This window comes from Streptosporangium pseudovulgare (assembly GCF_014648055.1).
GTDB lineage: Bacteria > Actinomycetota > Actinomycetes > Streptosporangiales > Streptosporangiaceae > Streptosporangium > Streptosporangium pseudovulgare.
Map to the genome: position 1 here is coordinate 312,721 of NZ_BMQJ01000002.1, position 16,829 is coordinate 329,549.

The following is a 16,829-nucleotide window of genomic DNA, read 5'->3' on the forward strand; positions in this document are numbered from 1 at the left end:
GGAGCCCCTCGGGGCTCCGTGGTTCTCGTCGTTCTCGTCGTTCTCGTCGTGTTCGCCGTCTCGGCCGTCTCCGGCCGCCCGTTCAGCGGGCCTTCGACTCTTCCTTCCGCCATTCTCCCGCGGGGTCCAGGTGGTCCAGAATCCGGGCCGCCGCCGTACGGGCGGTGGAGATGACGGCCGGGACGCCGACGCCGTCGTAGGCGGCGCCGCACAGCGCCAGGCCGGGCCGGTCCGCGACGGCCGCGCGGATGCGGGCGACCCGGTCGAGGTGGCCCACCTCGTACTGCGGCAGGGAGCCGCCCCAGCGGGTCACCCGGGAGTCGAGCGGCAGCCCGCACACGCCCATGACCTCGGCCATCTCGGCCGTCGCCAGGGCCACCAGCTCGGTGTCCTCGCGCTGGAGCACCGCCTCCTCGCCCAGGCGGCCGATCGAGCAGCGCAGCAGGACGAGATCGGGGTCGGCCTCGGCCAGGTGCGGCCACTTGACGGAGCTGAACGTGACGGCCTTGACCGGGCGGCGGTCGACCGCCGGGACGAGGTAGCCGCTCCCCTCGGGCAGCCGGGGGAACGCCGCGCGCGGGTAGGCCAGGCTGACGATGGCCATGCTCGCGTACTCGATCCGGGCCAGCTCGGCCGCGGCCGCCGGAGCCTCCCCCGCCAGCAGGCGGCTCGTCGGGGTGGCCGGGGTGGCGAGGACCACGGCGTCGGCCTCGACGACCTCCGGATCGGGCACCGGCCCGGTCACCAGCCGCCAGCCGTCCCCGGTGCGCCGCAGCTCCCGCACGGTGACGCCGGTCCGCACCAGCGCGCCGGAGGCGGCGGCGACCGCCCCGGGCAGGCTGCCCATCCCCTCGTGCAGGGAGGTGAAGACGGGCCCGGCGTCCTTGGGCGCTTCGGCGGCGATGTGGCGGGCGGCGTTGAGCAGCGACCGCTCCGAGCGGGCCGCCATGGCGATCTTCGGCATCGTCGCGTCCAGCGAGAGCCGTTCGACCCGGCCCGCGTAGACGCCGCCGAGCAGCGGCTCGACCAGGCGGTCGACCACCTCGGCGCCCATCCGGGCGCGGATGTAGGCGGCCACCGACACGTCGGTGTCGATGAGCGTGGCCGGCAGCACGAGGTCCAGCGGCGTGCGCGCGAGGCCGCCCGGCGACAGGATGCCCGACCTGGCCAGCGCCCCCAGGTCGGAGGGGACGCCCATGACCTGCCCGGCGGGCAGCGGCCGGGGCGTGCCGCGGGTGAGGATGGCGCCCCGGGTGGTGCCGGGCGTCCGCAGCTCGTCGCCCAGGCCGGCCAGCCGGGCCAGCTCCTTGCCCTCGGGCCGCCGGGCGAGCATCGCCTCGGCCCCGACGTCCACCTGGACCCCGGCGAGCTCGGCGGCCAGGAGTTTGCCGCCGACCCGCGGGGCGCTGTCGAGCACGGTCACCCGCACGCGGTCCCCGGCCCGTCCGAGATACCACGCCGCGGCCAGCCCCGCGATCCCCCCGCCGACGACCACCACGTGGTGACGCTTGCGTTCCATGGGTGTTGACCGTACCCCCCACCGTGGCCGCCCCGGCATCCGCCACCCCCGTGATCGCGCGGTGCGGAGACCGAGACGGCATCGTGACCGCGCGTGCTCAACCCCACCGGACGAACCTCCGTCAATCAGGACATGAACAGATTCCGGTACGGCTTACGGCCGGCGATCGCGCTGGCGGCCACGATGCTGGCGCTGACCGCGTGCGGCAGCGGCGGGAGCGTCAAGATGACCTCGCAGTCGAGTGAGGCCGCGCCCGCCGTCGCCAGGGACGCCGCGCAGGACCAGGGTTACGCCGACTCGGCGTCCTCCGGGGGCGGCGCGGAGAGGAAGAGCTCGGCCGCCACGGGGGCGCCGGCCGAGCAGGTGGACCCGGTCCCGCAGGACCGGCAGATCGTCTACACGGCCGAGCTGACGGTCCGGGTCAAGGACGTCGCCGCCGCGTCGGACCGGGCGCGCGGGCTCGTCGACGCCTCCGGCGGCTACCTCGCCACCGAGCGGTCCGGCTCCTCCAACGGCGACCAGGGCAGCGCGAACCTGGTCTTCAAGATCCCGCCGTCGGCCTACCCCGGCGTGCTGGAGCGCCTGGGCAGGGAACTCGGCGTCCGCGAGGCGGTGCGGCAGAACACCAAGGACGTCACCGAGCAGGTGGCCGACGTCGACAGCCGGGTGCGGTCGGCGAAGGCGTCGCTGGACTCGCTGCGCGCCCTGCTGAAGCGGGCGAACAAGATCGGTGAGGTGCTGGAGATCGAGCGGGAGATCTCCAGCCGCGAGACGGAGCTGGAGGCGCTCCAGGCCCGGCAGCGGTCGCTCGCCGCCAGGACGAGCATGGCGACGCTGACGCTGAACCTGGTCGGCCCCGAGGTCGTGGTCCCCGAGCCGGAGGACGAGTCGTCGGGTTTCCTGGGGGGCCTGCGGACGGGCTGGCGGAGCTTCGTCGAGGCCCTGAAGATCGGCCTGACCGTGCTGGGCGTGCTGCTGCCCTGGACGATCGCGGCCGGGCTGGTGTGGCTGGTGGTGGCGTTCGTGCTGCGCCGTACCCGCCGCAACACCCGCCGCGGCCGTCCGGGCCGCCCGACCCCGCCGCCGCACCCCGCGCCTGAACCCTCGCCTTCGTCCGGACCCGTGCCCGGACTCGACCCCGGCCCCGACACCGACACCGACACCGACCCGGGTTCCCCCGGCGAGCGGCGGGAGCGGGAGGAGCCGGCCGCCGAACGGCCGTAGGAGCCCGGGGTCCGGCCGCAGCGCGGACCCCGGGAAGCGCGGGTCAGCGGGTCAGCGGGCGGACGTCTCGTGCACGAAGTCGGTGAGGCGGGCGAGCTGGCCGGGGTCGGCGCCGGGCGGCACGCCGTGCCCGAGGTTGAAGACGTGGCCCTCGGCCTTGGCGCCGCGGGCCAGGACGTCGGCCGCGCGCCGCTCGACGACCTCCCAGGGGGCGAACAGGACCGCCGGGTCGAGGTTGCCCTGCAGCGCCCGGCCCGGCCCCACGCGCCGGGCGGCCTCGTCGAGCGGGACCCGCCAGTCGACGCCGACCACGTCGGCGCCGGCCTCGCCGAGCAGGCCGAGCAGCTCGCCGGTGCCGACCCCGAAGTGGATGCGCGGGATGTCCAGGTCGGCCAGTACGGCGAAGATGCGGCTGGTGTAGGGCAGGACGAACTCGCGGTAGTCCTCGGGGGCGACCGCGCCCACCCAGGAGTCGAACAGCTGGACGGCCGAGGCTCCGGCCTCGGCCTGGACGCGCAGGAAGCCGATGGTGATCCCGGTCAGCCGGTCCATCAGGGCGTGCCACAGCCGCGGCTCGCCGTACATCATCGCCTTGGTGCGGTCGTGGCTCTTGGAGGGGCCTCCCTCGATGAGGTAGGAGGCCAGGGTGAACGGCGCGCCCGCGAAGCCGATGAGCGGGGTGGCGCCCAGCTCGCCGGTCAGCGCCCGGACGGCCTCGGTGACGTAGGGGACGTCGCCGGGTTCGAGGGGGCGCAGCGTCTCGACCGCGGTGGCGTCCCGGATCGGGTCGGCCACCACCGGGCCGACGCCGGGCTTGATGTCGAGGTCGATCCCGATCGCCTTGAGCGGCACCACGATGTCGCTGAAGAAGATGGCCGCGTCCACGCCGTAGCGGCGGACCGGCTGCATCGTGATCTCCACGATGAGGTCCGGGGTGGCGCACGCGGTGAGCATCGGCACCCCCTCGCGCACGGCCCGGTACTCGGGCAGTGAGCGGCCGGCCTGGCGCATGAACCACACGGGGGTGTGGGGGACGGGCCGTCGGCGGCAGGCGCGCAGGAACGGGGAGTCGGCAAGCTCGGGATTCACCCTTCCAGGGTGCCATGCCCAGGTCCCGGTCCGCTCACCCAGGCCGTCCTCGGGCGATCTAGGAGGAAATCACCAGTTATTCAATGAGATCATCCATAACAACGCCCAGGCACTTTCAAGTCGTGATGACGATAGGGTTCTACCGGTTTGGGTTCTTCGTCCCTCAGTTGAGAGCCGATCTGAAGCGCCCGGCGGCCGGGTCCGCCGTCCGGAGGGCACGAAGCGATCATGTTTCCGGGTACAGTTCCTCCCATCGACGAACCTGGCCCGGCCCCCGGCTGGTCCAAATGTTCGTCAAGTCACCGCGCGGCACCGATTCCGGCACCACTTTCGGGACACGCCGAGCACGTTGCGCGGAAATGTCGGCGCGACGTGCCAACGTCGGACCACGACCCGACGAAAGGCCTGTGCGATGTCCACGATGTCCATAACGTGGCGTTCACTCGAACACCGCGATGAGCACTGTGCTTCCTGCGCCGGCGACCGGGTTTTCGAGCAACCTCCCTGCCGCGACGGCCATGATCCCGGCGAGTGCCCGGAGTGGACGTGCGTCGAGTGCGGCCACGCGCTGTTCCTCGCGCCCCGGACGTTCTCCGGACCGTCCGGGCCCGCCGGCCCCCGCGACGGCGGGGTCTCCCGCGTCTCCTGCTCGCCGGCGGCGTCGGCTTGATCGCTTCCGATGGCTCCTACACCCACCCCGATGGTCCCCATGCGCTCACTTCCGACCTACGCTTCCGGTATGACCATCGGTGACGCCGCGCCCGTTCCCGCCGCCTTCCGGCGGGCGGCGGCCACGCTGCGCCCCACGGAGGTCAGACCGGAGATCGAGCTGGAGGACATCCCGGCCCCGCAGCGGCTGGCCCCGTACTCGGCCGCCGTCGGCGCGTCGGTCTACCGCGACGATGACGACGAGCTGGCCGTCGGCCGCCTCATCATGCTCTTCGACCCCGACGGCCAGCGCGGCTGGGACGGCCAGTTCCGGCTCGTCGCCTACGTCCGGGCCGACATGGAGCCGGAGATCACCGAGGATCCGCTGCTGGGCCCGGTCGCGTGGAGCTGGCTCACCGAGTCGCTCGACGCCCACGGCGCCGCCTACGCCGCGGCCGGCGGCACCGTCACCAGGGCGGTGTCGGAGGGCTTCGGCAACAAGGCCGAGGATCCGGTGACCACGGAGCTGGAGCTGCGCGCCTCCTGGTCCCCGCTGGAGGAAGACCTCTCCGGCCACGTCGCCGCCTGGTGCGACCTGATGTGCCTGGCGGCGGGCATGCCACCCCTGCCACCCGGCGTGGCGGCCCTGCCGCAGCGCCGTCGCGAAGATCCGGAGTCCTTTCGAACGTGACCGACGAGACAACCATCGTTCCGCTGCTTGAGCCCAGGGAGGGGATACCTCCCGTCGTCGAGAGTCCCGCCGAGCTCGCCCGCGTCGTGCGCGCCTTCGCCTCGGGCACCGGCCCCGTGGCGGTGGACGCCGAGCGGGCCTCCGGCTACCGCTACAGCGGCCGCGCCTACCTGGTGCAGCTGCGCCGGGCGGGTGCGGGCAGCGCGCTGATCGACCCGATCCGCTGCCCCGACCTGTCGGTGCTGGACGCGGCGCTGGCCGACGCCGAGGTGGTGCTGCACGCCGCCTCCCAGGACCTGCCGTGCCTGGCCGAGCTGGGCTTCCGGCCGCGCGCGCTGTTCGACACCGAGCTCGCCGGCCGGCTCCTCGGCTACGAGCGCGTCGGGCTCGGCCTGATGGTGGAGAACGTCCTCGGTCTCAGGCTGGAGAAGGGGTACTCCGCGGCCGACTGGTCCACCCGGCCGCTGCCCGAGGACTGGCTGCGCTACGCCGCCCTCGACGTCGAGGTGCTCGTCGAGCTGCGCGACGTGCTGTACGAGGAGCTGAAGGGGGCCGGCAAGCTGACGTGGGCGCAGGAGGAGTTCGCCGCCGTCCTGGCCCACCGGGCACCGGCCCCGCGCTCGGACCCCTGGCGGCGCACCTCCGGCATCCACAAGGTCCGCTCGCTGCGCGGGCTGGCCGTGGTCCGGGAGCTGTGGACGCTCCGCGACGGGTTCGCCCGCGAGGCCGATCTCGCCCCGGGCCGGGTGCTGCCCGACTCGGCGATCGTCACCGCGGCCCTGGAGCTGCCCCGCACCACCAAGGCCCTCACCGAGATCCCCCCGTTCACCGGCCGCAGCGCCCGCAAGCACCTGCGCGAGTGGCTGGCGGCGATCGGCAGGGCCCGCACCCTGCCGGAGTCGCAGCTCCCCCAGCCGAGCACGCCGGGTGACGGGCCGCCGCCCGCCAACCGGTGGATGGACCGCGACCCCGTGGCCGCCCGGCGGCTGGCCGCCGCCCGGGCCGTGGTGACCTCCCTGGCCGAGGAACACCACATGCCGGCGGAGAACCTCATCCAGCCGGACGCCGTGCGCCGCCTGACGTGGGAGCCGCCCCCGGCCGTCGACGAGGACAGCGTGGCGTCGCGGCTGCGCGAGCTGGGCGCCCGGGAGTGGCAGATCGAGCTGACCGCCGGTCCCGTCGCCAAGGCCCTGACGGAGCTGGAGGCCAAGGAGACGGGCTGAGCGCCCCGGAGCCGCCGGCGCGCCCGTTCCTGAGCCCGCCGGCGGTTCCGCCGCGTCCCCGCCGGAGCCGGACGCGTTCCGGAACGCCTTAGCCCGCGCGCCGGAACGCCCTTTCGCGTGCGCTCCGGGCGCCCCTCCGCTCGGGCCCCGGAGCGCTCTTCCGGGTGGGTTCCCGCCGCGGGTGACCGGGAAAACCCCCCGGGGATTCTTGCCGAAGAGGCGGCGGCTGCCGTACGGTGACTCGGAAAGCGCTTTCCATAGGAGGCAGGAGAAGGATGTCCCACCGAAGCATCGGCGTCGTGATGAATGGCGTCACCGGCCGCATGGGCTACCGCCAGCATCTGGTCCGCTCGGTCCTGGCGATCAACGAGCAGGGCGGCGTGGCGCTGTCCGACGGCGGCCGGGTGACGCTCAGGCCGGTGCTGGTGGGCCGCAACCCGGACAAGCTGGCCAAGCTGGCCGCCGACCACGGCATCGAGGAGTGGACCACCGAGCTCGACGCCGCCCTCGCCGACGAGTCCAACCTCATCTACTTCGACGCCCAGGTCACCCAGGCCCGGGTGAAGGCCGTCCTCGCGGCGATCGAGGCCGGCAAGCACGTCTACGCCGAGAAGCCGACCGCCGAGAACCACGGCGACGCCGTGGCGCTGGCCGAGGCCGCCGCCGCCCGGGGCGTCAAGAACGGCGTCGTGCAGGACAAGCTGTTCCTGCCGGGCCTGCTCAAGCTCAGGCGGCTGATCGACGGCGGCTTCTTCGGCCGGATCCTGTCGGTGCGCGGCGAGTTCGGCTACTGGGTCTTCGAGGGAGACTGGCAGGCCGCGCAGCGCCCGTCGTGGAACTACCGCGCCGAGGACGGCGGCGGCATCGTGCTGGACATGTTCCCGCACTGGACCTACGTGCTGGAGAACCTCTTCGGCCGGATCGAGTCGGTCTACGCCCGCGCCGTCACCCACGTCCCCGAGCGGGTGGACGAGCGGGGCGAGACCTACCCCGCCACCGCCGACGACGCCGCCTACGGCGTCTTCGAGCTGGAGGGCGGCGTCGTCGCCCAGATCAACTCCTCCTGGACCGTCCGGGTGAACCGGGACGAGCTGGTGGAGTTCCAGGTGGACGGCACGCACGGCAGCGCCGTCGCGGGGCTGCGCAACTGCCGGATCCAGCACCGGGCGGCCACCCCCAGGCCGGTCTGGAACCCCGACCTGCCCGTCACGGCGCGGTTCCGCGACGAGTGGCAGGAGGTGCCGGACAACGCCGAGTTCGACAACGGCTTCAAGACCCAGTGGGAGATGTTCGTCCGGCACGTGCTGGAGGACGCGCCGTTCCCGCACGACTTCGCCTCCGGCGCGCGCGGCGTCCGCGTCGCCGAGCTGGCCCTGCGCTCCTCCGCCGAGGGCCGCCGCCTGGCGATGGAGCAGTGATGCGGATCGATCTTCCCGGCGGGGAGCACACCCTGCGCGAGCCGGTCGCCTGGGAACGGCCCGCCGGCCCGCCCCGTGGCCGCGTCGTCTACGCCGCCGCGCACGTGGTGGCCGACCCGCTCGGCGACAACACCCCCGGCGCGCCCGCCGCCGTCGACTGGGACGCCACGCTGCGCTTCCGCCGCCACCTGTGGTCGTACGGCCTGCGCGTGGCCGACGCGATGGACACCGCGCAGCGCAACATGGGCCTGGACTGGCCGGCCACCCGCGAGCTGATCCGGCGCAGCGCCGCCGCGGCCGCGGAGCTCGGCGACCCGGCCGAGCTGGTGGCCTGCGGCGCGGGCACCGACCACGCGCCGGGCGCCGCGACCCTGGAGGAGGTCACGGCCGCCTACACCGAGCAGGTCGAGACCGTCCGCGAGGCCGGGGCCGGCGTGATCCTGATGGCCAGCCGGCAGCTCGCCGCGATCGCGCGGGGACCTGAGGACTACCACGCGGTCTACGGCAAGCTGCTGTCGCAGGCCGACCGCCCGGTGATCCTGCACTGGCTGGGCGAGATGTTCGACCCGAACCTGGCGGGCTACTGGGGTTCGCGGGACGTCGCCGAGGCCACCGCGTCGTTCCTGGAGCTGATCCGCGAGCACGCGGCGGTGGTCGAGGGCGTCAAGGTCTCGCTGCTGGACGCCGAGCACGAGGTCGCGCTGCGCGCGGCGCTGCCGGAGGGCGTGCGGCTCTACACCGGTGACGACTTCAACTACCCGTCGCTGATCGCCTCGGGCAGCCACGCGCTGCTGGGGATCTTCGACGCGATCGCCCCGGCCGCCGCGGCGGCCCTGGCCGCGCTCGACGCCGGGGACACCGCCCGCTACGAGGAGATCATGGGCCCGACGGTCCCGCTCTCCCGGAAGATCTTCGAGACGCCGACCTACCACTACAAGACCGGCATCGTCTTCCTGGCCTGGCTCAACGGCCACCAGGACGCCTTCGCCATGGTGAACGGCGCCCAGGCGTCGCGCTCGCTGCCGCACCTGGCCGAGGTGTTCCGCCTGGCCGACCGGGCCGGGCTGCTGGCCGACCCGGAGATGGCCGTGCACCGGATGCGGTCGCTGCTGGCGGTGCACGGATGCTGAGCGGACGGGCACGGACGCGGGCGGACCGGGCGCGGGCCGCGGCGGGAGAGGAGGCGGCCCGATGAGCCGTCTGTCGCTGAACCAGTGGACCACCAGGCGGTGGTCGGTGGCCGAGGCCGTCGAGGGCTGCGTACGGCACGGCGTCGGGGCGATCGGCCTGTGGCGGCAGGACGTCGCCGCGCAGGGGCTGGACGAGACCGTGAAGCTGGTGGCCGACGCGGGCCTGCGGGTCTCGTCGCTGTGCCGGGGCGGCTTCCTGACCTCCGGGGACAGGGAGGCGCTCGACGACAACCGGCGGGCGATCGACGAGGCCGCCACGCTGGGCGCGGCGTGCCTGGTCATGGTGGTCGGCGGCCTGCCGGGCGTGACGCCCGGCGAGCCCTCCCCCGCGGTGGACCGCGACCTCGCCGGGGCCAGGGAGCGCGTCGCCGAGGCGCTGGCCGCGCTGGTCCCGTACGCCGCCGAGCGGGGGGTACGGCTGGCGCTGGAGCCGCTGCACCCGATGTACTGCGCCGACCGGGCGGTGCTGTCCACCCTCGGGCAGGCGCTCGACCTGGCCGAGCCGTACCCGGCGGAGCGGGTCGGCGTGGTCGTCGACACCTTCCACGTGTGGTGGGACCCGCAGGTCCTGGCGCAGATCGCCCGGGCGGGCGAGCGGATCGCCTCCTACCAGGTGTGCGACCACCTGCACCCGCTCCCGGCCGACGTGCTGCTCGGCCGGGGCGTGATGGGCGACGGCGTGATCGACTTCGCGCCGCTGACCCGGGCGGTGGCCGAGGCGGGCTACACCGGGGACATCGAGGTGGAGATCTTCAACGCCGACGTGTGGGCCGCCGACCCCGACGAGGTCCTGGCCCGGGTGAAGGCGAGGTTCGCCGAGCTGATCGAGCGCTGAGGCCCGGCCCGGAGCACGTGGCGCTCCGGGCCGGCTCAGCCGAGGCGGCGGGTGCTCTCGCGGAGGACGACCTCGCCGGCCACGGCCTCGATCCGGGGGTCGGCGTCCGCGCCGTCCCCCGGCGGGGTGAGGGCCAGCTCCATCGCCCGCGCCCCCATGTCCGCCAGCGGCAGCCGTACGGTGGTCAGCTGCGGGACCAGGTCCCGCAGGGTGGAGATGTCGTCGAACCCGGCCACCGACACGTCGCCGGGCACGCTGACCCCCCGGTCCCGGAAGGACGCCAGCGCGCCCACCGCCATCACGTCGTTGACCGCGAACACGCAGGTGGCGTCGGAGACCTCGGTCGCCGCGGTGTGGCCGCCGTCGCGGTCGAAGGAGCCGTGGACGACCTGCGGGGCGGGCAGGCCCAGCTCGGCGAGCGCCCCGGCGAACCCCGCCAGCCGGTCCCGGGCGGTGAGCAGCCGCTCGGGCCCGGCGAGCACGGCGAAGCGGCGGTGCCCCAGGCCGGCGAGGGCCCGGGCCAGCCCGGCGGCGCCCTCGCGGTTGCCCGGCACCACGGTGTCGACGCCCAGCGACTCCTGGCCGACGCAGGCCACCCGGCCGCCGGTCTGCAGGTAGCGGTCGAGCTCCTGGCGCATCCTGCGGGTCAGGCCGGCGTCGTCGACCCTGGACCCGGTGAGCAGCACGGCGCGGACCCGCTGGGCGTTCAGGGTGGAGACGTAGGCGATCTCCCGTTCGGGGTCGCGGTGCGTGGTGCCCACCATGACCATGAACTCGTGGCTCTCGGCCACCCGCATGGCGCCGTCGGCGAGCGCGGCGAAGTAGGGGTCGGTGAGGTCGTGGACGACGAGGCCGATCACGTTGCTGGCGCCCCTGGCCAGCGTCTGGGCCGCCACGTTGGTGCGGTAGCCGAGCTGGTGGGCGGCCAGTTCGACCTTGGCCCGCAGCGACGCCCCCACCTGGCGGGTGCTGCCGTTGAGCACCCGCGAGGCCGTGGCGAGCGACACGCCGGCCTGCCGGGCGACATCTTCGAGAGTGACCATGGCGACCTCCAGGAAAACGATTTCCCAGTCTGCCGCAGATGCCGCCTCCCCGCACCCCGCCCGCGCGCGTCGGGCCCGGCCGCCGGCCTCCGCCCGTCTCCGGTTCCCGGCGGCGCGGGAGCACCGCCCGGGGCGTCTCGTACGCCTGATCCGCCCGCCTTTCCGGCCCCCGCGCGTGGCGGAGGGGGCGGGTCGTATGGGATGTTGTTACCCGCGAGTAGCATGGGGGGTGAAGCTACCCAGCAACGAGGAGCGAACCCGTGCCTTCGTCTCGTGACGTCGTATTCGTCGACGGTGTGCGCACGCCGTTCGGCAGGTCGGGTCCCAAGGGCCTGTATGCCGAGACGCGCGCCGACGACCTGGTCGTCCGCGTCATCCGTGAGCTGATCCGGCGCAACCCGAACCTGCCGCCCGAGCGGGTCGACGAGGTGGCCATCGCCGCCACCACGCAGATCGGCGACCAGGGACTGACCATCGGCCGGTCCGCCGCCGTGCTGGCCGGACTGCCCAAGAGCGTCCCCGGTTACGCGATCGACCGCATGTGCGCCGGCGCGATGACCGCGGTGACCACCGTCGCCGGAGGCATCGCCTTCGGCGCCTACGACGTCGCCATCGCCGGCGGCGTCGAGCACATGGGCCGCCACCCGATGGGCGAGGGCGTCGACCCCAACCCGCGGTTCCTGTCCGAGAAGCTCGTGGACGGCTCCGCCCTGGTCATGGGCATGACCGCGGAGAACCTGCACGACCGCTACCCGAACATCTCGAAGGAGCGCGCCGACGCCTTCGCCGTCGCCTCCCAGGAGAAGGTCGCCAAGGCCTACGCCGACGGCAGGATCCAGCCCGACCTCGTGCCGGTCGCCGTCCGGACCGCCGAGAAGGGCTGGGGCCTGGCCACCGCCGACGAGGCGCCCCGCCCCGGCACCACCATGGAGGGCCTGGCGACGCTGAAGACCCCGTTCCGCCCGCACGGCCGGGTCACCGCGGGCAACGCCTCCGGCATCAACGACGGCGCGACCGGCTGCATCGTGGCCGCCGCCGACACCGCCGCCGAGCTGGGCCTCACTCCCAAGATGCGGCTGGTCTCCTACGCCTTCGCCGGCGTGGACCCCGAGGTCATGGGCGTCGGCCCGATCCCGTCCACCGAGCGGGCGCTGCGCCTGGCCGGGCTGTCGATCTCCGACATCGGGCTCTTCGAGATCAACGAGGCCTTCGCCGTACAGGTGCTGGCGTTCCTGGAGCACTTCGGCATCGCCGACGACGACGCCCGGATCAATCCCTACGGCGGCGCCATCGCCTTCGGCCACCCGCTGGCCTCCTCGGGCGTTCGGCTGATGACGCAGCTCGCCCGCGAGTTCGGCGAGCGCCCCGACGTCCGGTACGGCGTCACCACGATGTGCGTCGGCATGGGCATGGGCGGAACGGTCATCTGGGAGAACCTCGCCTGGGAAGGTGCGAAGTGACGGACATCAGGGAAATCTTCAGCGACGAGGTCGTCACCCGCGCCATCGTCCGCGACGTGGAGCTGCCCGACGGCGCCGGCACCATGGCGCTGATCACGCTGGACAACGGCTTCGACCACACCAAGCCCTCCACGTTCGGCCCGGCCGGCCTCACCTCCCTGGCCGAGGCCCTCGACGCGATCGAGGCCCGCACCGACCTCGCGGCCGTGGGTGTCACCGGCAAGCCGTTCATCTTCGCCGTCGGCGCCGACCTCAAGGGCGCCGCGCTGGTCGCCGACCGCGACCAGGCGCTGGAGATCGGCCGGCTCGGGCACCGGGTGTTCCGCCGCCTGGGCGAGCTGAGCGTGCCGTCGTTCGCGTTCGTCAACGGCGCGGCCATGGGCGGCGGCCTGGAGATCGCCCTGCACTGCGCCTACCGGACGATCTCCTCCGGCGTTCCCGCGGTCGCCCTGCCCGAGTGCTTCCTCGGCCTGGTGCCCGGCTGGGGCGGCACCCAGCTCCTGCCCCGCCTGATCGGCCCGGCCGCGGCGCTGAAGCTGATCATCGAGAACCCGCTGTCGCAGAACCGGATGATCAAGGGCCGGGACGCCTTCGCCGCCGGCATCGCCGACGCGATGTTCGAGCCCGCCGACTTCCTGGAGGAGTCGCTGCGCTGGGCGGCCAAGGTGCTGCGCGGCGAGGTGACCGTCACGCGGACCGACCACACCGCCGAAAACTGGGCCAAGCCGATCGCCGACGCCCGCTTCCTGGTCGACATGAAGCTGCGCGGCGCCTCCCCCGCCCCCTACCGGGCGCTGGAGCTGGTCGAGCTGGCCCGCACCGCCTCCCGTGACGAGGGCTTCGCCGCCGAGGACGAGGCCCTGGCCGACCTGCTGATGAGCGACGAGCTGCGCGCCGGCCTGTACTCCTTCGACCTGGTGCAGCGCCGCGCCAAGCGGCCCGCCGGGGCCCCGGACAAGGCGCTGGCCCGCAAGGTCACCAAGGTCGGCGTCGTCGGCGCGGGCCTGATGGCCTCGCAGATGGCGCTGCTGTTCGCCCGCCGCCTGGAGGTCCCGGTCGTGCTGACCGACCTCGACCAGGCCCGCCTCGACAAGGGCGTCGGCTACGTCCACGGCGAGATCGACAAGCTGTTCGGCAAGGGCCGTGTCTCCGCCGACCAGGCCAACCGGCTCAAGGGCCTGGTGACGGGCTCGCTGACCAAGGACGCGTTCGCCGACGCCGACTTCGTCATCGAGGCGGTCTTCGAGGACATGAAGGTCAAGCAGCAGGTGTTCGCCGAGGTGGAGCAGGTCGTCTCCGCCGAGTGCGTGCTGGCCACCAACACCTCCTCGCTGTCGCTGACCGAGATGGCCGCCAAGCTGGAGCACCCCGAGCGGGTGGTGGGCTTCCACTTCTTCAACCCGGTCGCCGTGATGCCGCTGCTGGAGATCATCCGCGGCGAGAGGACCGACGACGCGACGCTCGCCACCGCCTTCGCCGTGGGCAGGACGCTGAAGAAGTCGTCGGTGCTGGTCAAGGACGCGCCCGCGTTCGTCGTCAACCGCATCCTGACCCGCTTCATGGGCGAGGTCATCGGCGCGGTGGACGAAGGCACCCCGCTGGAGACCGCCGACCACGCGCTGGACGGCCTCGGTCTGCCGATGAGCCCGTTCGCGCTGCTCCAGCTCGTCGGCCCGGCCGTCGCGCTGCACGTCGCCGAGACCATGCACCAGGCGTTCCCCGACCGCTTCGGCGTGTCGGAGAACCTCGCCCGGCTGGTGGCGGCGGGCAAGCCGGGCGTCTTCAAGCCCGACTTCACGCTCGACCCCGAGGCGGTCGCCTTCTTCGCGGGCGGCACCTCCCCGTCCACCGCGGAGGAGGTGCGGCTGCGCGCCCTGCGCGCCCTGGCGCAGGAGATCCGCATCATGCTCGACGAGGGCGTGGTGGCCGCGCCCCAGGACATCGACCTGTGCATGATCCTGGGCGCCGGCTGGCCGTTCCACCTGGGCGGCGTCACGCCGTACCTGGACCGCACCGGCATCGCCCAGCCGCGGTTCCTGCCGCCGGGCGTGGCGTCGCTCCCGGCCTGACCCGCGTGCGGGCCGGGGTCGCTCCCGGCCCGACCCGCGTGCGGGCCGCGCGGCGCTCCCCGGAGCGCGGCGCGGCCCGCTTCATGTCTCGCCCTTTTCGGACCCTCCTGTATGGCTTTCAGAGGAAAGGCCAGGCAGATCTCCCGGCCCGTGAGGAGCGAGCGGGAAGATCCTTGGCCATATCCCGGCAGGGTCCTTACCCGACACGGGGAACATCCCCGCCATGAGAACCGTCAAGATCGCTTCTGCGGTCGTGGTGTTCGCCCTCGCCGTCGTGTCGCACGCCGCCGAGTCATCCGTCCCGGACGGCCCCTCCAGCGTCTCGGACGACCTCGCCGCCGCCCTCGGCGGCTCCTCCCCCGCCTCGGACACCACCGCGCCCGGAGCCGGCCCGCCCCTCACGCTCACCCTCTCGGTCGCCGGCGGCCCGGCCAAGAGCGTCGTGCTGCGGTGCGGCGACACCGGGGACGGCGGCAGCCACCCGGACCCGGCCACGGCCTGCGGACTGCTGCGCCAGGTGGACGGCGACCTGCCGAGGCTCGCCTACGACATCGACATGATCTGCCCGCCGGAGTACGACCCGCACACCGTCGGCGCGTTCGGCACCTGGGCGGGCAGGACCGTCCGGTTCACCCGGACCTACGACAACGGCTGCGAGATGACGGCCCTCACCGGCCCGCTGTTCCGCTTCTGAGGCCCGTCCCGCTTTCCGGGAGCCGTCTGGCCTCCGAGCCCGTCCTGCTTTTCCGGGCCCATCCCGTTTTCCGGGCCCGTCCCGCCGCTAGAGGCCCGTCTTCCCGGCGCCCACCCCGCGGCCCGCCACCCGGCTGTGGCGGTAGCCGTACACGGCGTAGACGACGACGCCGAGGATCATCCACACCACGAACCGGATCCAGGTCTCCACCGGCAGGTTCAGCATCAGGTACACGCAGGCCAGCACCGACAGGATCGGCACCAGCGGCACCAGCGGGGTTCGGAAGGAACGCGGCAGGTCCGGCCGGGTGCGGCGGAGGATGACGACCGCGATCGAGACGATGACGAACGCGAACAGCGTGCCGATGTTGACCAGCTCGGCGATCGCCGACAGCGGCACCAGCCCGGCCAGCAGCGCGACCACGCCACCCGTCAGGATCGTGATCCGGTACGGCGTGCCGAACTTCGGGTGGACCCTGGCGAACCACCCGGGCAGCAGGTTGTCGCGGGACATCGCGAACGTCACCCGCGACTGCCCCAGCATGAGGATCATCACGACCGTGGTGAGCCCGGCCAGCGCGCCGATGCTGATGAGCGTGGCCGCCCACGTCTGGCCGACCGCCTTGAACGCGTCGGCCAGCGGCGCCGCCTCGCTGAGCCGCGAGTAGGGCTCCATGCCGACGACGACCAGGGAGACCGCGACGTACAGGACGGTGCAGATGACGAGCGAGCCGATGATGCCGATGGGCAGGTCACGCTGCGGGTTGCGGGTCTCCTCGGCGGCGGTGGCGACCACGTCGAAGCCGATGTAGGCGAAGAACACGATCGCGGCGGCGCTGAAGATGCCCATCACGCCGAAGGCGACCGGGCTGATGCCGAACACCACCTGGATCAGCGGCGCCGCCAGCCCCTCCACCGCGGGGGTCTGCTTGGCCGGCGGGATGAACGGGGTGTAGTTGGCCCCCTTGACGAAGAACAGCCCGGCCACGATGACGAGCAGCACCACGGTGACCTTGATGGCGACGACGACCAGGTTGAACCGGGACGAGAGCTTGACGCCCGCGACCAGGATCCCGGTCAGGACCAGCACGATCAGCGCCGCGGGCAGGTTGAAGGCCGCGCCCTCCCCGGCTATCGCGGTGGGCAGGGACAGCCCGGCCGACGCCAGCAGCGATGTCAGGTAGCCCGACCAGCCGACGGCGACGACCGCGGCGGCGAGCATGAGCTCCAGCGTCAGGTCCCAGCCGATGATCCAGGCGGGGAACTCACCGAGCGTGGCGAAGGCGAAGGTGTAGGCCGATCCGGCGACCGGGACGGTGGAGGCGAACTCGGCGTAGCACAGCGCGGCGAGCGCGCAGACGATGCCGGCTCCCACGAACGACAGGGCCACCGACGGCCCGGCCAGGTCCCTGGCGACCCGGCCGGTGAGCACGAAGATGCCGGTGCCGATGATGACGCCGATGCCGAAGACCGTCAGGTCCAGCGCGGACAGGTCCTTGCGCAACCGGTGCTCCGGCGCCTCGGTGTCCTCGATCGACTGCTCTACCGACTTGACGCGGAAAACGCCCACGGAATCCCCCTTGACCGTCCGGAGCCGCTGCGCCCCATGGGTCAGGTCATGCCCGTAGGATCAACTCCTGAACGGTCGCGATACGGGTTCTTCCCGGGAAAGCCTCCGGCCGCCGGCGTCCGCACCGGGACGGCGCGCCGGGCCGGCCCGCGACGGA

The 16,829-nt window shown here is 73.4% G+C and carries 14 protein-coding genes; 9 read left to right on the forward strand and 5 right to left on the reverse strand.

The genetic code is table 11. The features are described 5' to 3' along the window. Window positions 1-82 precede the first annotated feature (82 nt). Entirely contained in the window at window positions 83-1,519 is a 1,437-nt protein-coding gene (hemG, locus tag IEZ10_RS05260) for a protoporphyrinogen oxidase (RefSeq protein ID WP_189245317.1), read from the reverse strand. Between the two features lie 132 nt (window positions 1,520-1,651). Here hemG and IEZ10_RS05265 point away from each other — a divergent pair, with 132 nt between their 5' ends. Further along, window positions 1,652-2,743, forward strand: coding sequence for a DUF4349 domain-containing protein (locus IEZ10_RS05265; protein ID WP_189245318.1), 1,092 nt, complete (start codon window positions 1,652-1,654; stop codon window positions 2,741-2,743). A gap of 51 nt (window positions 2,744-2,794) precedes the next feature. Here IEZ10_RS05265 and hemE read toward each other — a convergent pair whose 3' ends face one another. Both hemE and IEZ10_RS39790 read right to left on the reverse strand, forming a co-directional pair. Next, window positions 2,795-3,832: a uroporphyrinogen decarboxylase gene (gene hemE / locus IEZ10_RS05270; protein ID WP_189245319.1), complete on the reverse strand. Its 1,038-nt coding sequence runs from the start codon at window positions 3,830-3,832 to the stop codon at window positions 2,795-2,797. 439 nt (window positions 3,833-4,271) lie between these two features. Next, window positions 4,272-4,397 (reverse strand): hypothetical protein, encoded by a 126-nt coding sequence (locus IEZ10_RS39790; RefSeq protein WP_268246280.1) that lies wholly within the window; start codon window positions 4,395-4,397, stop codon window positions 4,272-4,274. Between the two features lie 174 nt (window positions 4,398-4,571). Between IEZ10_RS39790 and IEZ10_RS05275 the strand changes: the two genes are divergently transcribed. The 5 genes from IEZ10_RS05275 (at window position 4,572) to IEZ10_RS05295 (ending at window position 9,837) form a co-directional block, all read left to right on the forward strand. Next, a complete protein-coding gene (locus IEZ10_RS05275) occupies window positions 4,572-5,171 on the forward strand; it encodes a DUF3000 domain-containing protein (protein ID WP_189245320.1) in 600 nt (199 codons plus the stop codon). Then, window positions 5,168-6,394: a ribonuclease D gene (locus IEZ10_RS05280; RefSeq protein ID WP_189245321.1), complete on the forward strand. Its 1,227-nt coding sequence runs from the start codon at window positions 5,168-5,170 to the stop codon at window positions 6,392-6,394. The genes IEZ10_RS05275 and IEZ10_RS05280 overlap by 4 nt, the downstream gene beginning before the upstream one ends. A 275-nt stretch (window positions 6,395-6,669) precedes the next feature. Further along, window positions 6,670-7,812 (forward strand): Gfo/Idh/MocA family protein, encoded by a 1,143-nt coding sequence (locus tag IEZ10_RS05285; protein ID WP_189245322.1) that lies wholly within the window; start codon window positions 6,670-6,672, stop codon window positions 7,810-7,812. Continuing rightward, window positions 7,812-8,942: a dihydrodipicolinate synthase family protein gene (locus IEZ10_RS05290; RefSeq protein WP_189245323.1), complete on the forward strand. Its 1,131-nt coding sequence runs from the start codon at window positions 7,812-7,814 to the stop codon at window positions 8,940-8,942. The genes IEZ10_RS05285 and IEZ10_RS05290 overlap by 1 nt, the downstream gene beginning before the upstream one ends. Before the next feature lie 61 nt (window positions 8,943-9,003). Next, window positions 9,004-9,837, forward strand: coding sequence for a sugar phosphate isomerase/epimerase family protein (locus IEZ10_RS05295; RefSeq protein ID WP_189245324.1), 834 nt, complete (start codon window positions 9,004-9,006; stop codon window positions 9,835-9,837). 35 nt (window positions 9,838-9,872) lie between these two features. On the opposite strand, the gene IEZ10_RS05300 is transcribed toward IEZ10_RS05295, so the two are convergent. Continuing rightward, window positions 9,873-10,880 carry a LacI family DNA-binding transcriptional regulator gene (locus tag IEZ10_RS05300; protein WP_189245325.1) on the reverse strand — a complete coding sequence of 336 codons (1,008 nt, stop codon included), beginning with the start codon at window positions 10,878-10,880 and terminating at the stop codon, window positions 9,873-9,875. A gap of 260 nt (window positions 10,881-11,140) precedes the next feature. Here IEZ10_RS05300 and IEZ10_RS05305 point away from each other — a divergent pair, with 260 nt between their 5' ends. The 3 genes from IEZ10_RS05305 to IEZ10_RS05315 all read left to right on the forward strand — a co-directional run bounded on the left by IEZ10_RS05305 (window position 11,141) and on the right by IEZ10_RS05315 (window position 15,103). Next, window positions 11,141-12,340, forward strand: a complete 1,200-nt coding sequence (locus IEZ10_RS05305) for a thiolase family protein (RefSeq protein ID WP_189245326.1) — start codon at window positions 11,141-11,143, stop codon at window positions 12,338-12,340. Continuing rightward, the gene (locus tag IEZ10_RS05310; protein ID WP_189245327.1) at window positions 12,337-14,409 is read left to right on the forward strand and encodes a 3-hydroxyacyl-CoA dehydrogenase NAD-binding domain-containing protein; all 2,073 of its coding nucleotides are present in this window, start codon (window positions 12,337-12,339) and stop codon (window positions 14,407-14,409) included. The genes IEZ10_RS05305 and IEZ10_RS05310 overlap by 4 nt, the downstream gene beginning before the upstream one ends. Window positions 14,410-14,632: 223 nt before the next feature. Beyond that, window positions 14,633-15,103 (forward strand): SSI family serine proteinase inhibitor, encoded by a 471-nt coding sequence (locus tag IEZ10_RS05315; RefSeq protein ID WP_189245328.1) that lies wholly within the window; start codon window positions 14,633-14,635, stop codon window positions 15,101-15,103. Between the two features lie 87 nt (window positions 15,104-15,190). Here the strand turns inward: IEZ10_RS05315 and IEZ10_RS05320 are convergent, their stop codons facing one another. After that, complete coding sequence (locus tag IEZ10_RS05320) at window positions 15,191-16,672, reverse strand: amino acid permease (RefSeq protein ID WP_189245329.1); 1,482 nt, start codon at window positions 16,670-16,672, stop codon at window positions 15,191-15,193. Window positions 16,673-16,829: the final 157 nt, after the last annotated feature.